Annotated in this window: 12 protein-coding genes; 10 read left to right on the top strand and 2 right to left on the bottom strand. The window is 50.3% G+C overall.

Annotation, left to right across the window (positions count from 1 at the left end):
• Positions 1-91: 91 nt before the first annotated feature.
• Complete coding sequence (fadJ, locus tag KDN34_RS10235) at positions 92-2221, bottom strand: fatty acid oxidation complex subunit alpha FadJ (RefSeq protein WP_212593694.1); 2130 nt, start codon at positions 2219-2221, stop codon at positions 92-94.
• A gap of 5 nt (positions 2222-2226) precedes the next feature.
• Complete coding sequence (fadI, locus tag KDN34_RS10240; protein WP_212593695.1) at positions 2227-3537, bottom strand: acetyl-CoA C-acyltransferase FadI; 1311 nt, start codon at positions 3535-3537, stop codon at positions 2227-2229.
• Between the two features lie 366 nt (positions 3538-3903).
• Between fadI and KDN34_RS10245 the strand changes: the two genes are divergently transcribed.
• From KDN34_RS10245 to KDN34_RS10290, 10 genes are all read left to right on the top strand, one after another.
• Positions 3904-4860 carry an AAA family ATPase gene (locus KDN34_RS10245; RefSeq protein WP_212593696.1) on the top strand — a complete coding sequence of 319 codons (957 nt, stop codon included), beginning with the start codon at positions 3904-3906 and terminating at the stop codon, positions 4858-4860.
• A 2-nt stretch (positions 4861-4862) separates the two neighbouring features.
• Positions 4863-5801, top strand: coding sequence for a DUF58 domain-containing protein (locus tag KDN34_RS10250; protein WP_212596611.1), 939 nt, complete (start codon positions 4863-4865; stop codon positions 5799-5801).
• Positions 5798-6316, top strand: coding sequence for a DUF4381 domain-containing protein (locus tag KDN34_RS10255; RefSeq protein ID WP_212593697.1), 519 nt, complete (start codon positions 5798-5800; stop codon positions 6314-6316). The genes KDN34_RS10250 and KDN34_RS10255 overlap by 4 nt, the downstream gene beginning before the upstream one ends.
• The gene (locus KDN34_RS10260) at positions 6310-7296 is read left to right on the top strand and encodes a vWA domain-containing protein (RefSeq protein ID WP_212593698.1); all 987 of its coding nucleotides are present in this window, start codon (positions 6310-6312) and stop codon (positions 7294-7296) included. Before KDN34_RS10255 ends, KDN34_RS10260 begins: the two co-directional genes overlap by 7 nt.
• Entirely contained in the window at positions 7293-9482 is a 2190-nt protein-coding gene (locus KDN34_RS10265; RefSeq protein ID WP_212593699.1) for a vWA domain-containing protein, read from the top strand. Before KDN34_RS10260 ends, KDN34_RS10265 begins: the two co-directional genes overlap by 4 nt.
• Positions 9476-11104, top strand: coding sequence for a BatD family protein (locus tag KDN34_RS10270; protein ID WP_228730314.1), 1629 nt, complete (start codon positions 9476-9478; stop codon positions 11102-11104). The genes KDN34_RS10265 and KDN34_RS10270 overlap by 7 nt, the downstream gene beginning before the upstream one ends.
• Positions 11105-11281: 177 nt before the next feature.
• Positions 11282-12733, top strand: coding sequence for a sodium/proline symporter PutP (gene putP, locus KDN34_RS10275; protein WP_212593700.1), 1452 nt, complete (start codon positions 11282-11284; stop codon positions 12731-12733).
• Between the two features lie 210 nt (positions 12734-12943).
• Positions 12944-13657 carry an SIMPL domain-containing protein gene (locus KDN34_RS10280; RefSeq protein WP_212593701.1) on the top strand — a complete coding sequence of 238 codons (714 nt, stop codon included), beginning with the start codon at positions 12944-12946 and terminating at the stop codon, positions 13655-13657.
• A 145-nt stretch (positions 13658-13802) separates the two neighbouring features.
• Positions 13803-14834, top strand: a complete 1032-nt coding sequence (locus tag KDN34_RS10285; RefSeq protein ID WP_407695768.1) for an efflux RND transporter periplasmic adaptor subunit — start codon at positions 13803-13805, stop codon at positions 14832-14834.
• Positions 14835-14849: 15 nt separating this feature from the next.
• A complete protein-coding gene (locus KDN34_RS10290; RefSeq protein ID WP_212593702.1) occupies positions 14850-18101 on the top strand; it encodes an efflux RND transporter permease subunit in 3252 nt (1083 codons plus the stop codon).

Raw genomic sequence — 18101 nt, forward strand, 5'->3', positions numbered from 1 at the left:
TAACCTACTTTTCGTACGACTGCAAAACGGTTTTGTGAGCCTCACAAAAAGCGCCCGCGAATGCGGGCGTCAATGATTGGTATATTCTGATCTAATTGAAGAACTTCTGACCTTCAGCCGCCATCGTTTTTAACCGTTCACAAGGCGCAAACCGTTCACCGAATCGGTACTGGTACTCTTGCAGGATTTCCACCAATTTAGCCGCGCCCATGGTATCGATGTAATGGAATGGTCCGCCAAGAAACGGTGGGAAACCGATGCCAAAGATAGCACCAATATCACCATCTCTGGCACTGCTGATAATTCCTTCTTCAAGACAACGCACCGCCTCATTGAGCATCTGCACCACACAGCGCTCGGCCAGGCGGCTGTTCTCCGATGCTACTCCAGGGGTAATCCCCAAGACTTTATAAACCGAGGCATCGACTTGCTTCTTCTTGGATTTTCGTTTGCCATACACGTAGAAACCTTTGCTGTTTTTACGGCCCTTGCGATCATCGGCCAACAGTTTGGCAAAGGCGGCAGGCGCCCGGAACCGCTCGCCTAATTCTTTTTCAAGGATCGGGCCGATTTTAGCACCAACATCAATCCCGACTTCATCCAGTAAGGTCATTGGGCCTACCGGGAAACCGAACTTGACCAGGGCACTGTCGAGAGTCTCAACGCTCTGCCCTTCCAGTAGCAACTGCGCCGCCTCGTTCATGTACAACGCCAGAATGCGGTTGACATAGAAACCGGCACCGTCTTTCACCACAATGGGGGTTTTACCCTGTTTGCGCGCAAACGCTACTGTGGTCGCAATGGTTTCTGGCGCAGTCTTGTCATGAGCAATCACCTCTACCAACGGCATCTTTTCGACGGGCGAAAAGTAATGCAAACCGATCACATTTTCCGGACGGCTGGCAACCGCGGCGATCTGTGCAATCGGCAAGGATGAGGTATTAGATGCAAATACGGTATTTTCACGACATTCACGTTCTATATCCTGCACCATCTGATGCTTAAGTGTCAGATCTTCAAACACCGCTTCCACCACAATATCAGCATCGTGCACACCGTTGTAGACAGTTGTGGTACTCATCAGCGCCATCTGCTTATCGCGCTGAGCTGCGCTTATATAGCGCCGTTTTACGCCGTTATTCAGTAGCTTATAGGCATAAGACAAGGCATTTGACAGCCCTTTTTCACTGATGTCTTTGACTCGTACTGGCAGCTTGGCTTTGCTGATAGTGACCGATGCGATGCCGCCGCCCATCAGCCCGCCACCGAGGACCACTGCTTTCTTCAGTGGGCGCGGCTGGGCACCTGCGGCACCGGTTTCCTTTTTCATCTGCGTAGTGGCAAAAAAGATTGAACGTAACGCCGCCGATTCCGGAGTCATCACCAGTTCACCGAAATAACGTGACTCTGTCGCCAATCCTGCGGCCATGCCCTCATCAGCCCCAATGCGCACACAATCAATGATTTTTGCGGGTGCCGGATAGTTGCCCTGTGTTTTACGTTCAACCTGCTTCAATGCTTGATCAAAGATGATATTGCGACCGAAGTGTGAATGTTCCAGCAACAACTCCATGATACCAGGTTGACGTTTGCGACGTTTTTTACCGCTTTTGAGCAGTTCAATGGCGGCGTCCAATAAAATGGTTTGCGGCACCATGTCATCAACCAAGCCCAGCTTCAATGCTTGTTTTGGCCGCAGTTGTTTACCGGTCAACATCATATCCAGTGCCTTGGCAATACCAATCAACCTTGGCAACCGTTGAGTGCCGCCACTACCCGGTAATAATCCCAGTTGAACTTCGGGCAGACCGAGCACGGTTTTACTATCGTCAGTACAGACGCGTTTATCACAAGCCAGCGCCAACTCCAGACCGCCGCCTAGGCATGCACCATGTATCGCGGCGACGACAGGGATCTCCAGTTTTTCCAATTCACCGAAAATCTTGTGGCCGGCGATCGACAAGTCGCTGGCTTTCTGGCTGGTATCGCAGGCATCCAACATAGCGATATCGGCACCCGCCACAAATGAATCCTTTTTCCCAGAAATAATCACCAGCCCTTTAATACTGCTGTCGCCACGCACCTGTGCCAATAGATCGGTCATCTCAGGCACAAATTCCGCTTTCAGGGTGTTCATGGTTTCGCCAGGCACATCCATGGTTAACAGAGCGATACCATCATCCCGACGAGTTAAGGTGAAAGTTTTTACAGTCGATTCCATGGCATTTACTCCACTTCCAGGATCATGGCAGCACCCAAGCCGCCTGCGGCACAGGCAGTCGTTAACGCTGTACCACCACCGCGACGTTTAAGTTCATTGCAAACCTGAGTGATCAGGCGCGTACCGGTTGCGGCAAAAGGATGACCATAGGCCAATGAGCCACCGAGCACATTAAATTTGTCCATATCGATTTCACCGATAGCACGGCTCTGCCCTAATTTTTCTTCGGCAAACTTCTTCGAGGCAAACATCTGAATATTGGCCAGAGTCTGTGCCGCAAACGCTTCGTGCATTTCAATCAAATCCAGATCTTCCAGCTGCATACCCGCACGAGCTAACGCTAATGGCGTGGCATAAGACGGTCCCATCAACATGTCTTGCCATACATCAATGGCACTAAACGCGTAACTTTTAATATAACCGATAGGCTGATAGCCCATGGCTTTTGCTTTACCTTCACTCATCATTAACACCGCAGATGCGCCATCTGTCAGTGGGGTGCTGGTTGCGGCGGTCACCGTACCATGTTTACGATCGAACACCGGTTTGAGCTTGGCGTATGACGCCAGTGTCGAGTTATCACGAATATTGTTATCACGTTCGATAAAGCTACTGTACGGCGGGACATGTGCCACCATCACTTCATCTCTCAGTTTGCCCTCAGCCCAGCTTTTACTTGCCAAAGTGTGGGAGCGATGAGCCAGCGCATCCTGATCGGCACGACTGATATGGTAGCTTTTGGCCATTTGCTCTGCGGTTTGCCCCATAGACAAGCCAGTGGAATATTCCGCGACAGCTGGCGGTACCGGCAACAAATCTTTGGGGCGAATACGACTGAGCACCTGCCATTTTTGTTTGAGGCTGCGCGCCTTTCCTAAATCGACTAATGCAATTGCCAATTTTTTGGAGACCCCAATCGGCAGTAATGAGGAAGAATCTGCGCCCCCCGCAATGCCGATGTCGATGTTACCGGTCATGATAGCTTCAGCAACGTTGACCGTACTCTGAAAACTGGTGGCACAGGCTCGGGTCACACTATAAGCATCAGTGGTTACCTGCATCCCAGTACCGAGCACGATTTCACGGGCAATATTAGGGGCGGCAGGCATCTGCACCACTTGACCATAGACCAATTGCTGCACTAACACTGGGTCTAACTCTGTGCGTTGTAGTAACTCTGCAACAACCATTTTGCCAAGATCTACTGCGGGCAACCCATGAAAAGCGGTGGCCTGACGGGCAAATGGTGTCCGCAAACCCGCCACAATAGCAATGCGTTCGCCTCGGGCATTGGTTACCTGCTGTCTGTCACTCATTTGTTATCCTCGTTCTCGTTTGATCCATCACCGGAAACTGAATTTTCAGATCAGACAGCGTTCAACAGGTCTGACCATTAAAATGTGATCCGATTCTAACTTCTTCCAGCCAAGTTTTAAACACTTGTTTAGATTATCACACGGATAAATTATCAGCAGCTATTCTACTTTGGGGATATTTAACGATATTGGGTGGTCTACAAGCATAGATCGCCTAAGCTATAGACATGACAGCAAGTACAACAATCTAAATAAAAATTAACTGTTAATTCATAGTATTTTGTACTTCAATCGGTCTGCAATATTCCGCACAATGACAGGAAAACCCTGCAGTTGACACTGCACGAGCTGGAAAAGAGAAGCCCTATGCCGTTAAGTCGTTTTCACGCATTAAGAACATATCTTGACCATGTGATAGTTGGTCAACCATCGTTAACTGAAAATCTACTGATTGCCATGATTGCCGATGGCCACTTATTGGTCGAGGGTCCTCCAGGGCTGGCAAAAACCCGCGCGGTGAAAGCGCTGTGTGATGGGATCCAGGGAGATTTTCACCGGATCCAATTTACCCCAGATCTGTTGCCTGCTGACCTTACTGGCACCGATATCTACCGCGCGCAGACCGGTACCTTTGAATTCGAAGCCGGACCGATTTTCCACAATTTGATCCTGGCGGATGAAATTAACCGCGCTCCGGCCAAAGTGCAGTCAGCATTGTTGGAAGCGATGGCAGAAGGACAAGTTACGGTCGGCAAGCATTCCTATAAGCTGCCACAGTTGTTTCTGGTGATGGCGACGCAAAACCCTTTAGAAAACGAAGGCACTTATCCATTACCGGAAGCGCAGTTAGACCGCTTCCTGATGCACCTGAATCTGGATTACCCCAGTGCAGAAACTGAGCTGGAGATTTTGCGGCTGTCGCGTAATGAAGCCAAAACGCGCACGATGGAAAAAATGACGCCCATTTCACAGGACGATATTTTCAGTGCGCGTGTGCAGGCACTGGAGATTTATCTGGCCGAGCCACTGGAGCGTTATATCGTTGATCTGGTAATGGCGACCCGGCAGCCAGCACGATACAGCGCAGAGTTAGCCAAATGGTTAGAATATGGTGTCAGTCCCCGTGCCACTCAATCCATTGAGCGCTGCGCCCGCGCCCGCGCCTGGTTACACGAACGAGACTTTGTCTCGCCAGAAGACATTCAGGCCGTGCTGCCAAATGTGCTGCGTCATCGGTTACTGCTGAGTTATCAGGCGCAAGCAGAAGGCATCAGCCGGGATGAAGTGATCAACCATATTCTCAGTCAGGTAGCTGTGCCCTAATGATGCAAACGCCACCGAACACTTTGCCGCTCTTCGCTGATGGCGTGCATCTGAGCGAGGCGGAACTGTTAGCCTGCCGCAATCTCGCCAGAGCAATACCGGATCGCAGAGTTCGCGCACGAGCCGCTATGGCAGGCAATCGCAGCAGTCTGATAAAGGGCCGGGGGATGGAGTTTGCGGAAGTTCGTCACTACCAGCACGGTGATGATGTCCGCACTATCGACTGGCGAGTGACGGCAAGAACCGGCAAAGCGCACACTAAACTATTTGTTGAGGAGCGTGAACGGCCGGTACTGCTGTTGGTTGACCTGAAACACAGTCTCTATTTTGGTTCGACTTTGCTGTTACAGTCAGTACAGGTGGCTCATTTAGCCGCAACGCTGGGATGGAATGCCATTCAGCAGGGCGACCGCCTCGGGGCGCTGATTGTCGGCGATAATAAGCGTCGGGAGTTAAAACCCCGTACCCGTGAACATGGAATTCTGGCGTTAATTTCTGCGATGACAGAAGTACATAAACACCAACTGGAACACCTTGAAACACCCGTGTCGGCGAGTCAGGGATTGATGGCGCAGAGCTGTCGACAGTTGGTGCGGCTGACCAAACCCGGTTCACAGGTATGGTTGATCACCGATGGCAATGGTTTTGATGATGACTGTCGTCAATCACTGTCAGCGCTGACCCGTCATAACGAAGTCGCCGCATTTGTGGTGACGGATCCTTTGCGTAACGGCACACTGCAATTACCGAAACGGTTTTCACTGCCGGTACGGGATCAGGGAAAGTCGCTGGTACTGGACCGCCACAGTTATGATGCCTGGTTAGAACGGCAACGACACAGCCTGTGGCACTTTGAACAGATGATGCAATCTCTGAGTATCCCGGTGCGATTGATAGATGCCGGGCAAAATCTCAATCAACAAATGAATTTGTTAAGATGACGCCAACGTCCACTACTGCCAATCCGGCACTCAATGCCCTGAAAGATATCCGGCTGCCAGCTGAGGTTGGCTTTTGGCCACCCGCACCGGGAATTTGGGCACTGCTGATACTGTCACTGATGTTAATCATCGCGCTGATCGTATGGCTTTACCTGCGCCACAAACGCCACCTGCGCCAACAGGCGCCGGCCAAAGCTGCGTTACAACTGCTTTCGCAGTTAGATGCCAATGATCCCCAACTGATGCTGCAACTGAGCAGCTTACTTAAGCGCTGTGCGATCAGTTATGGCGGCAGAGAACAGGTGGCCAGCCTAACAGGTGAAGACTGGTATCAATACCTAGACCAAGCGCTGCCAATTAAAATGCACGGAAAATTCAGCCGCCTTTTGAAAAGTCGTTATCAACCTCATAGCGACACTGACACTACCCGCGAGCTGCTGACGCTTTGTCAGCAATGGTTACAATGCGCGCCGAGTTATTATCGCAAAGCTAGCAAGGGGGCAAAATCATGTTAACTCTTGCCTGGCCCTGGCTGCTGATACTGTTGCCACTGCCACTTATTATCCGGTTTCAACCTTTGACTACTGCTGGTGGTCAATTACAGATGCCGGGTATCCAGCAATATGATGTCACCGAAGCCAGTAATAAAACCAAACGCCACTGGGTACTATGGTTGTTATGGTTGCTGCTAATCTTGGCCTTAGCCAGACCTCAATGGTTAGGAGATCCTATAGAGCTCCCGACACAAGGGCGCGATTTGATGGTAGCCGTGGACCTTTCTGGCAGTATGCAGATTGAAGATATGGTGCTCAATGGTAAAACCGTCGACCGCTTCAGTGTTATCCAAAAAGTGGTCAGTGACTTTATCGACCGCCGTGCTGGCGATCGTATCGGTCTCATTCTGTTTGCGGATGCGGCGTATTTGCAAGCGCCGCTGACATTGGACCGACGCTCTGTAGCCCAATATTTGAAAGAAGCACAAATCGGCCTGGTAGGAAAACAGACTGCCATCGGTGATGCTATCGCCCTGGCGGTGAAGCGGTTTAGCCAACTGGATAAGAGTAACCGAGTATTGGTATTGCTAACGGATGGCTCCAACAATGCTGGCAGCATTGATCCAGATGAAGCCGCCGCAATCGCGGCCAAGAGTGGCGTCACCATCTATACCATCGGGGTCGGAGCTGATGTTATGGAACAACGCACGTTGTTTGGCGTGCAACGCGTTAATCCGTCTGCCGACCTTGATGAAGATCAACTGAAACGGATTGCCGACGTGACTCATGGTAAGTATTTCCGCGCGCGCAATCCCAAAGAGCTGGAGCAAATCTACCACGATATTGATCAGTTGCAGCCTGTCAGTCGGAACCCGCAGACCTACCGTCCCCAATCGGAACTATTTTATTGGCCATTAGGACTGGCAGTACTGTTCAGTCTGTTATTCAGCATTAGTAGCGTTCTGTCCTCACGTTCAGTCGTATCCGGGAGGTCATCATGAGTCTGCATTTCATCCGGCCGGAATGGTTTATCACCCTGCTGCCACTAGCCTTGGGTTTATGGCTAAAACTGAAATACAGCGGCAGTCACTCTCAATGGAACAAATATATTGCGCCTCATCTCGCTGGCGTTTTAGTCAGCCACGCCCAGCAGCAACGTCGGCAATGGCTGCCACTGCTGGTCTTAAGCTGGTGTATCGCCATACTGGCGCTCAGCGGACCCGCACTGTATAAAAAATCATTACCGGTATTTGCCTCGACCCAAGGCCGGGTAGTGCTGATGGATATGTCACTATCGATGTATGCCACCGATCTGTCACCAAACCGACTGACGCAGGCACGTTTTCGAGTCACGGACCTGCTTAAAGGACTCAAAGAGGGCGAAACGGGTTTGGTGGCCTATGCCGGTGATGCGTTTGTGATCAGCCCCCTCACCCGCGACAGCAACACCTTACTGAATCTGTTACCGACACTCAGCCCCGATATCATGCCAGTGAGAGGCTCAAACCTGCCAGCTGCACTGACAAAAGCCAAAGAGTTACTCAAACAAGGTGGCCATATTAAAGGCGACATTATTTTAGTCACCGATGGTGTAGCAACTGACCAACTCAACGAAGCCAAAGCGGCACTGCAAGATAGCCAATATCGCTTGGTGATACTGGCGCTGGGATCAGCCCAAGGTGCACCAGTCCGTTTAAGTGATGGTCAGTTAATGCGGGATAGCAGCAATCAAGTAGTCGTGCCAACAACCAATTATGCCCAGCTAAACGAACTTGCCCAAAGTAGCCACGGCATGCTGATCCCATTTGCAAACGACGGCAGCGATCTTACTAAGTTACGCCAATGGCTGTCGAAAGACGAAAACGATGATGCCAAAGCGACCAACGTTGCCGGAGATGTGTGGATTGATTTGGGGCCATATTTATCGCTGTTGCTACTCATCCCTTTACTAGCCGCATTCCGCTATGGTTTGCCCATGTGGCTGGTGGCACTGCCGCTCACTGGGCTGCTATTACCACCGCAGGCCCATGCCAGCAGTTGGGACAATCTTTGGCAAACAGCTGACCAACAAGGAATGCAGGCATTTAAACAACAGGATTTCAAAACCGCGGCAGGCAAATTTGCCAATCCGGCTTGGCAAGGCAGTGCTCTTTATCGTGCTGGCGATTATCAAGGCGCACTCAAGGCATTTGAGAAGGATAAAAGCGCAGATGGTTATTACAACCAGGGTAATGCTTTGATGCAGATGGGTAATTATGAAGAAGCCATCAAGCGTTACGATAACGCACTGAAAAAAAATCCCAATTTAGAAAATGCAAAGGCCAATAAAAAATTGGCTGAAGAAAAAGAAAAGCAGGACAAGCAGGACAAGCAGGACAAGCAGGACAAGCAGGACAAGCAGGACAAGCAGGACAAGCAGGACAAGCAGGACAAGCAGGACAAGCAGGACAAGCAGGACAAGCAGGACAAGCAGGACAAGCAGGACAAGCAGGACAAGCAGGACAAGCAGGACAAGCAGGACAAGCAGGACAAGCAGGACAAGCAGGACAAGCAGGATCAGAATAAGTCTGGTCAGCAGCAAAACCAACAGTCAAATCCCCCTGAGGACCAAAAACCACAAGACAAGCAAAAAAATAGTGGTGACGATAACCAAGGCAGCGATAAACCGCAGTCAGGCGATAAACAGCAAAGCGCTAGTGAACAACAGCAAGGACAGAATAAGTCGTCACAAGCTCAGGATCCGGCGGATCAGCAAGGCAATTCTCGTGAGCAATCGGCTAAGTCACAGCCCACTGCTGATAAAAATGAGCAACAAAAGCAGGCTGGCGAAAAACAGTCGCCGCCGCAAGCTCAGCAAGGACAATCTTCATCGGGAGAGGATAAGCAGCAACCGTCGCCACAGATGCAAGCCGATGCCAGCCAGGGAAATAACGCCGACCAGGACGATAAACAGCAAGCTCAGGCAAGCACTGCCAAGCCAGCCGAAAACAACTCGCCGAAGCAGTCCCAAAATGGCACGGTGGCAGCATCATCCCTGGACGATAAAGATAAACTGCCAGCTGATATGCAGCGGGCATTAAAAGCAGTTGTCGATGATCCAGCAGCACTGCTGCGTAATAAGATGCAACTCGAATATCAAAAACGCCGCCAACGCGGTGAGACACCCAAGGAACAACAACAGTGGTAAAACTACGCATTTCTTTTTGGCTGCTGCTGGCGGTGCTATTGCCGCTGAAAGCTATGGCACTGACAGAACTGCAGGCGTCAGTCGACAAAAACCCGGTGACCCAAGGGGAATATATCGCATTAACGGTCACCGCTGATGATGATCTGGAAAGTCAGGCGTTAGATACGTCCGCGTTGCTCAAGAACTTTATCGTCGGGCGCACCAGCGTGGGTCGCAGCACGCAAATCATCAATTTTGATACCCGCAAGGAAACACGCTGGCAAATCCTGATTTCGCCCAAGCAGCTAGGACAAGTGACCATCCCAGCGTTTGAAATCAACGGCGTTAAATCCAACCCTATTGCATTGCAGGTAGTTGATTCGGCCAGTCAGCCACAACAGATGCAAAACCTGTTTCTGCGCACCAGTGTCTCTAGTGACGAAGCCTATGTGGGACAATTAATCACTTACAAAGTGAAGTTGTATCTGGCAGTGGATCTGCAACGTGGAGTGTTATCCGCCCCCAATCTCGACGGTGCTCAAGTGAAGCAAGTCGGCGATGACAAAGACAGTACCGATATTGTTAATGGCAGACGTTATCGAGTCATCGAACGCACCTACAGTATCGTTGCCGATAATCCTGGCAAATTAATGATTAGCGGCGTGAATTTCTCAGGCGATGTTCTGGTGAATGGTGCTGGTGGCGGTATGTTTTCATTTCAGGAAAGTCGGCCGGTGCAGGCACAGGGAGACAGCACGGTTGTCACCATCAAACCGGTGCCGCAAAGTTATGTCGGTGACTGGTTGGTTGCTGATGTTGTCGCCCTGCAGGAAGACTGGAAAGACGGGCAAACTTATGAAGCCGGACAGCCAATTACGCGCAACATCAGTTTATATGCTTCCAATGCCGATGAAACCAGCCTGCCGGATTTGAATATTCCGTTACCACCGGGCATGCGCAGCTATCCCGATAAAGCCGTTAAAAAGACTATCGCCCGCGATGGTCAAACAGTGGCAAAGCTGACGCAAACCGTGGCGATCGTCCCGAGCAAAGCCGGTGACTTTACCCTACCGGAAGTGAAAGTGGCCTGGTGGAATCCGCATCTTAATAAAGAAGAGTACGCCACGCTGCCCGCACGACAGATTAAGGTAAAGCCTGCCAGCAATACCCCGACCCCCGATCTCACAATGCCGACACCGACTACCACGACAAGTGCAGGATACTGGCCTGCCGCCACCGCCATATTGGCCGTGCTGTGGTTGATGACACTGGGATTGTGGTTAAGCGCCCGTCGTAAAGCGCCGATTAAGGTTGTAGACCGGATAATGGCGACTGCCACGACACCCACTGCGCCGGCAAATTTGCAAAGTGCCATCGACAAAGATGATGCAGCAGAGGTCCTCAATGCGTTGTTGCATGAAGTCTCAAGCATTAAAGGGCAAAATATTAGCCTGGGACAGCTGACACAGCTCTCTGCACCACTCGCGGCAATTGCCAGCAAAATCCAGGCCGCACATTATAGTCGCACGCCTAAGGAAACCGCTCCGCTGTATCAGGAATTACAAGGGGCGCTCGCGCAATTTCGCAGTGACGAATTGCAGAAAAAACAGCAAAAATCGCCACTGTCATCACTTAATCCTTAATGGATGTCCCAACCATCGGGAGCCTCACGGCTCCTTTTTTTTAAAAAAAACAAATCTAAATCATTGGGTTGTCGTTTTGTGAAAATTAACTGAAACAACAATATTGTGAGCAATTTCAAATATCTGCTACGATTGGCCGTCGAACAATAACATCCGAATAACAAGCAGTTAAATCTAATGCAAATTGAAACACCTATCGCAGTCACGTTTGTCGCTTATCTCGTCGCAATGTTGGCAATTGGATACTGGGCCTACCGCGCCACAGATTCTCTTGATGATTACATCCTTGGTGGCCGCAAAATGGGGCCGGCAGTCACGGCACTTAGTGTTGGTGCCTCTGATATGTCCGGCTGGCTGTTACTCGGCCTCCCCGGGGCGGTTTACCTCGGCGGCATGGGCGAAGCCTGGATTGGTATTGGGTTGTTGTTTGGCGCTTGGTTAAACTGGTTATTTGTGGCCAAACGCCTGCGGGTCTACACCCAGATGGCTGACAACGCACTCACTTTGCCAGACTTTTTTGAAAAACGCTTTGCTGACAAATCTGGCATCTTGAAACTCGTCTCCGCACTTACCATTTTGGTGTTTTTCACTTTTTACGCCTCCTCTGGCATGGTAGGCGGCGCCATTTTGTTCGAAAAAGTGTTTGGAATGGATTACACGGTGGCATTGGTTGTCGGCTCAGTAGTGATTGTGGCATATACCTTTGTTGGTGGCTTTTTTGCGGTGAGCTGGACCGATTTTTTTCAGGGTTGCCTGATGTTGCTGGCACTGTTAATCGTTCCGGTCAGTATGTTCACTCATCCCGAAAGCCATAAAAGTTTGGGGTCATTGGATCCCGCCCTATTATCGCTGTTTAATGACAAACTGACGCTGATCAGCTTACTGTCAGCGTTAGCCTGGGGCTTAGGTTATTTCGGTCAACCGCATATATTGTGTCGGTTTATGGCGATTCGCAGTACACAAGATTTACCAGTCTCTCGCCGCATTGCCATGAGTTGGATGTTACTATCGCTGCTGGGAGCCTTGGCAACAGGCATCGCCGGGATGTTGTATTTTGCCGACAAACCGCTGGATAACCCCGAGACAGTCTTTATTCACCTGACACAAATTGCGTTCAATCCCTGGATTGGCGGCATTCTTATTGCGGCAATTTTATCAGCCATCATGTCGACCATCGATTCTCAGCTGCTGGTGTGCTCCAGCGTGGTGACTGAAGATTTCTACCGTCGCTGGCTGCGACCTAATGCCTCTAACGGTGAGTTGATGCTGGTGGGCCGCTTAGCCGTGCTAAGTATCGCAGTATTAGCCGGGGTCATTGCGCTGAATCCCAAAAGTAGCGTACTGGGTTTAGTGAGTTATGCCTGGGCCGGCTTTGGTGCGGCATTTGGTCCCGTCGTTTTGCTGTCGCTGTTCTGGCATGGCTATAGTCGTCAAGGTGCCATTGCCAGCATTGTGGTGGGTGCGGTCACCGTGGTGCTGTGGAAACTGGCCCAAGGCGGGATCTTTTCCTTGTATGAATTGTTGCCAGGCTTTGTGTTTGCCACACTGGCGGGGATTGTTGTGAGTTTGCTGTTTCCTCCACCAGCCGATACCGTACAGCAGTACCGAACTGTTAAACAGTCATTGTGAGCACGAGCCCAAAGGCTGACCTGAGGTAAGCTGATTTGATAGCGGGCTGAAGCATTGCCATCACATCCAGCACTTAAACTATCTAGTTTTCCAATTTGCATCGTAAAGCGGGTGAACATTTTCCCCGCTTTTTGCTATCTTAATTAAGCACTTCAGCGTGATTAACGCTCGTTAAGCATACATTTCTTTCCGTACACAAGGAGTCCCGGAATGAATAAACACACCGCCCTCGCCACCGTGCTTTTAGGCGCATTCATCTGCAGCGGATTATATTTGCTCGGCACCAGTATCGGTAACAGCCTGTTAGCCATGAAAGCCATGGATCGCGTCGTTACCGTGAAAGGATTAGCCGAACAGGAAGTAAAGGCCAATATTGCGATCTGGCCAATCACTTTTAATGACGTCGATAACAATCTGAATAATCTCTATGACTCAGTTCAGAAGAAAACGGAGCGAGTCAGGCAATTTTTGTTAGCTCAGGGATTCAGTGGCAATGAAATCAGCGTTTCTCAGCCGTCTATTGAAGATCGACAAGCGCAGGGCTACGCCGATCCCAATGTAAAATTTCGCTATAACGCCAAAGTAACCGTATCGATTTATACCCAGCAGATAGAGAAAGTCTTAGACAGCAGGAAAAAACTGCTGGAACTGGCGAAGGATGATATCGCGGTGGCACAAAATTATGGTAACGGCACTGAATTCATCTATACCGAACTCAACAGCATCAAGCCACAAATGGTGCAGCAGGCAACCGAAAACGCACGAGAGGTGGCAGAGAAATTCGCCCGTGACTCTCAATCATCACTCGGGAAAATTAAGAATGCCAGCCAGGGGACCTTTTCAATCAGTGATCGGGATAGCAATACGCCATACATTAAGAAGGTTAGAGTGGTGTCTACCCTCACCTACTATCTGAAAGACTAAGTGAGGGTAGCGCAATCATGATTGCGTTTTTTCGTTTCTAATTCAGGGTTTACTTAATTTTTTATTTTTTCGCGTACGCTGTTGCGTATTGAGTTACCATCCATTAGAATTTTCTCATAAATGTGATGCCGTGAGATAAATACCTATGCGAGGACTGTTGTTGACCACCATGATGGTGGGGTTCGGATTAGCTGTCAGCCCTGCGGTGAACGCCGCAAACAGTGATGTGGCAACGCTGACTGTCGTCTCTCAGAAAGCCCCACATATGCTGGTGTTGGACGGTACACTGGAAGCTGTAAAGTCCGCTACCGTTTCCGCCCAGACCAGCGGCCGGATTGTAAAGCTTAATTTCGACGTGAATGATCTCGTCCCGGCTGGTGCGCCGTTATTAGAGATCACCAGTAAGGAACAAGGGGCGGAGCTGGCTGCAGCCGAGGCTGACTACGCCAAAGCACAAGCACTCAACGTTGAAGCGCAAAAGACTTTGGCGCGTTATGAAAAATTGTTCCCACAAGGAGCAATTTCTAAAGGAACCATGGATCAGGCTATCGCCAATGCCAAGTCCACCAAGCAAGCCGCCAGTGCGGCCAGTGCGCAGGTGACCAAAGCCCGTGAGTCATTGAAATATACTGTGGTATCTGCACCTTATGCTGGCGTGGTGACTCAACGCCATGTTGAAGTCGGTGAAACTGTCAGCCCCGGTCAGGCACTCCTTTCCGGATATGCGACTGACAAGATGCGCGCCGTAATTCAAGTGCCTCAACGTTATCGTGGAGCCTTGATTAAAGCCGGAGCGGTGAAAGTGACCTTAGCAGATGGTCGAGAATTCGATGTTACCAACCCGGTGATTTTCGGTTTTACCGACACCCAATCGCATGCCTATAAAGTTCGCTTACCTTTACCTGATGATACCCCAGCCCTATTGCCTGGAAGCTGGATTAAAGCCCGGTTCCAAGTCGATGAGCGAGAAATTACCCTCATTCCACAAACTGCCCTTTACAGCGTTAACGAGCTGTCTGGCGTCTATCTCAAGCAAGGCGACAAGTTTGTACTGCAGCAAGTACGCTTAGGCGAAACTCGCGGTAATGATGTGGAAGTGCTGGCAGGATTGCAGGCTGGCGACGTGATTGCTACCAATGCCTATCAGGTGTTGCTCACCCATCCTGTACAGCAGTAAGCGGGAGTTAAGGCTATGAGTAAAACTACAGGAACAGGCATTTCTGGCCGGGTTGCGGCCAAGTTCCAGAACAGTGCAATTACGCCTTTGCTGGCGCTGCTTGGCCTACTGATGGGGGTGTTTGCCATCATAGTGACACCGAAAGAGGAAGAGCCGCAGATTGATGTGACGTTTGCGGATGTTTATATCCCCTTCCCCGGTGCCAAGCCTTCTGAAGTTGAACAACTGGTAACCCTGCCTGCCGAAGAAGTGATTTCACAGATCAAGGGCATTGACACTCTGTATTCATTTTCCCGCCCTGATGGCGCACTGATCATCGTCATTTTCAAAGTTGGCGTGCCACGCAATGACGCCATCGTTAAGCTGTATAACCAGATCTATTCGAATCTGGACAAGTTGCCAACTGCAGCCGGTGTGGGTCAGCCACAAATTAAGCCCATGGGCATTGATGATGTCCCCATCGTAAGCCTGACGCTGTGGTCGGAAGATCCAAAGATTTCTGCAGAGCAACTGACCCATGTGGCACACGGGATGGAAACCGAGCTGAAACGTATTCCCGGTACTCGTGAAGTAACCACAGTGGCGCCGCATGATTTGGTGCTGAATGTGCGTATCGACCCACAGCGGATGAATTACTATGGGGTCAGCTACGATAAGATCCGTACCGCGCTGTCGGCCAATAACTCAGTTTCCATGCCAGTATCGCTGGTACAGGGCAATCAGGAAATCAAGGTGCAAGCGGGTCAGTTCCTGCAATCGGTCGATGATGTTAAGCAGTTAGTCGTCGCCGTCAATACTGACGCCAACGGCCATGCTGCACCGGTCTTTTTGTCAGACTTGGCTGATATCAGTCTTAAAGCAGACATCCCCACCGCCAGTGCCTGGCACTACAACACCCAACGTGATGGCAACAAGTTGCAAGCAGGAATATTCCCAGCGGTGACGATTTCCATTGGGAAAAAACCTGGCGAAAACGCAGTGGATGTAGCCAATGAAGTGCTGGCTAAAGTTGCGCAAACACGCAATGTGCTCATCCCCGAAAAAGTGAATATCACGGTTTCGCGCAACTATGGTGTGACGGCAGCGGAAAAATCCAACACCCTCATTTTCAAACTGATTTTTGCAACTACCGCTGTAGTTATCTTGGTATTGTTCACCATGGGCATGCGCGAAGCCCTAGTGGTGGGTGTGGCGATTGGTATTACCTTGGCCATTACCCTGTTTGCCTCTTGGGCATACGGCTTCACGCTCAATAGGGTGTCGCTGTTCGCGTTAATTTTCTCCATCGGCATCTTAGTGGATGACGCCATTGTGGTGGTGGAAAATATCCACCGCCATATGTCGATGGGTAAACGTTCCTTTGCAGAACTCATTCCGTTAGCCGTGGATGAAGTCGGTGGACCGACCATTCTGGCGACATTCACCGTTATTGCCGCACTACTGCCTATGGCATTTGTGTCTGGATTAATGGGCCCATATATGAGTCCAATCCCGATTAATGCCAGCATGGGGATGTTGATCTCCTTGTGTGTCGCCTTTGTTGTCACCCCTTGGCTTAGCCGTCACCTGTTAAAGGCGCATAAGGCAGATGACGCATCCCATAATCCGGATTCAGTGAATCCGAAAATGCTCAGCATCTTCACCCGTTTGATTAAACCCTTCCTTGACAGCCGTAAGGCGCGTTTAGGTTTGGCGGGGGGCGTAGCAGCACTGATTTTGATGGCAGTTGCATTGCCAGTAGCGCAATTAGTGGTGCTCAAGATGCTGCCATTTGATAACAAGTCTGAGTTTCAGGTGATTGTGGATATGCCGGAAGGCACACCTGTGGAACAGACCGAAAAAGTGCTAAAAGCATTATCGGGTTATCTGGCAACGGTGCCAGAAGTGCGCAATATGCAACTGTATGCGGGGACTCATGCGCCTATCAACTTTAACGGATTAGTACGTCATTATTTCCAACGCAGTACCCAGGAAGCGGGAGATATTCAGGTAAACCTGACTGATAAGCATCATCGCCATCGTGATAGTCATAACATCGCCTTGGCGGTGCGAGGACCGCTGCAGAAAATTGGCGATAAATATCAAGCGAATGTCAAAGTCGTGGAAGTGCCTCCAGGTCCACCCGTATGGTCACCGATTGTGGCCGAAGTTTATGGACCGAGCGAATCCATTCGGGAGCAGGCTGCCCATGAGTTAATGGATCTGTTCCACAAAACGAAAGACGTGGTGGACATTGATATTTACCTACCGGCAATGCAGCAGAAATGGCAGGTCAGTATCGACCGTAGCAAAGCCAGTCTGTTGGGGGTGCCTTATGCCAATATCGTTGACTTAGTGGCAACCTCTGTCGGTGGCACTGACGTCAATATCCTGCACAAGAACATGCAGAAATCTCCAGTACCCATCCGTTTGGAGCTGAACGAAGCCGACAAACCGGATCTGACCCAGCTGTTATCAATGAAACTTGATAGCCAATTCGGGGGTACCGTGCCATTGTCAGAACTGGTAACCGTTCATAAAGGCAGCATTGACATGCCAATCATCCACAAAAACATGATCCCAATGATCATGGTAGTGGCAGATATGGCGGGGCCATTGGATAGCCCGCTGTACGGTATGTTTGAAATGGCATCGAAGATTGACAGTCCCAACGGTTTGGGTTTTGACCAGTATTACATCCACCAACCCGATGGTTTGAATGCCGTGAGCGTGAAGTGGGATGGAGAATGGAAGATCACCTACGAAACCTTCCGTGACATGGGCATTGCCTATGCTGTCGGAATGATCGCCATCTACTTGTTGGTAGTGGCCCACTTCCGTTCCTATCTGGTACCGCTGATCATTATGGCTCCTATCCCATTAACCATTATCGGGGTAATGCCAGGACATGCGCTTCTAGGGGCTCAGTTCACCGCCACTTCGATGATCGGTATGATCGCCCTCGCCGGAATTATTGTGCGTAACTCGATATTGTTAGTGGACTTTATTAATCTAGAGACGGCCGCAGGCAGACCGTTTGAAGAAGCGGTGATCCATTCTGGTGCGGTGAGGGCAAAACCCATTATTCTGACGGCACTCGCCGCGATGATCGGTGCCACCTTTATTCTGGATGACCCGATATTTAACGGCCTGGCCATCAGTCTGATTTTCGGTATTTTTATCTCCACCCTGCTAACGCTGGTGGTCATCCCAGTACTGTACTACGCTGCCATGCGTAATCGTATTGGTCATTTAATCCAAATGGCCGAAGAAGCCAAAGGAGCTTAA

This window comes from Shewanella yunxiaonensis (assembly GCF_018223345.1).
Lineage (GTDB): Bacteria > Pseudomonadota > Gammaproteobacteria > Enterobacterales > Shewanellaceae > Shewanella > Shewanella yunxiaonensis.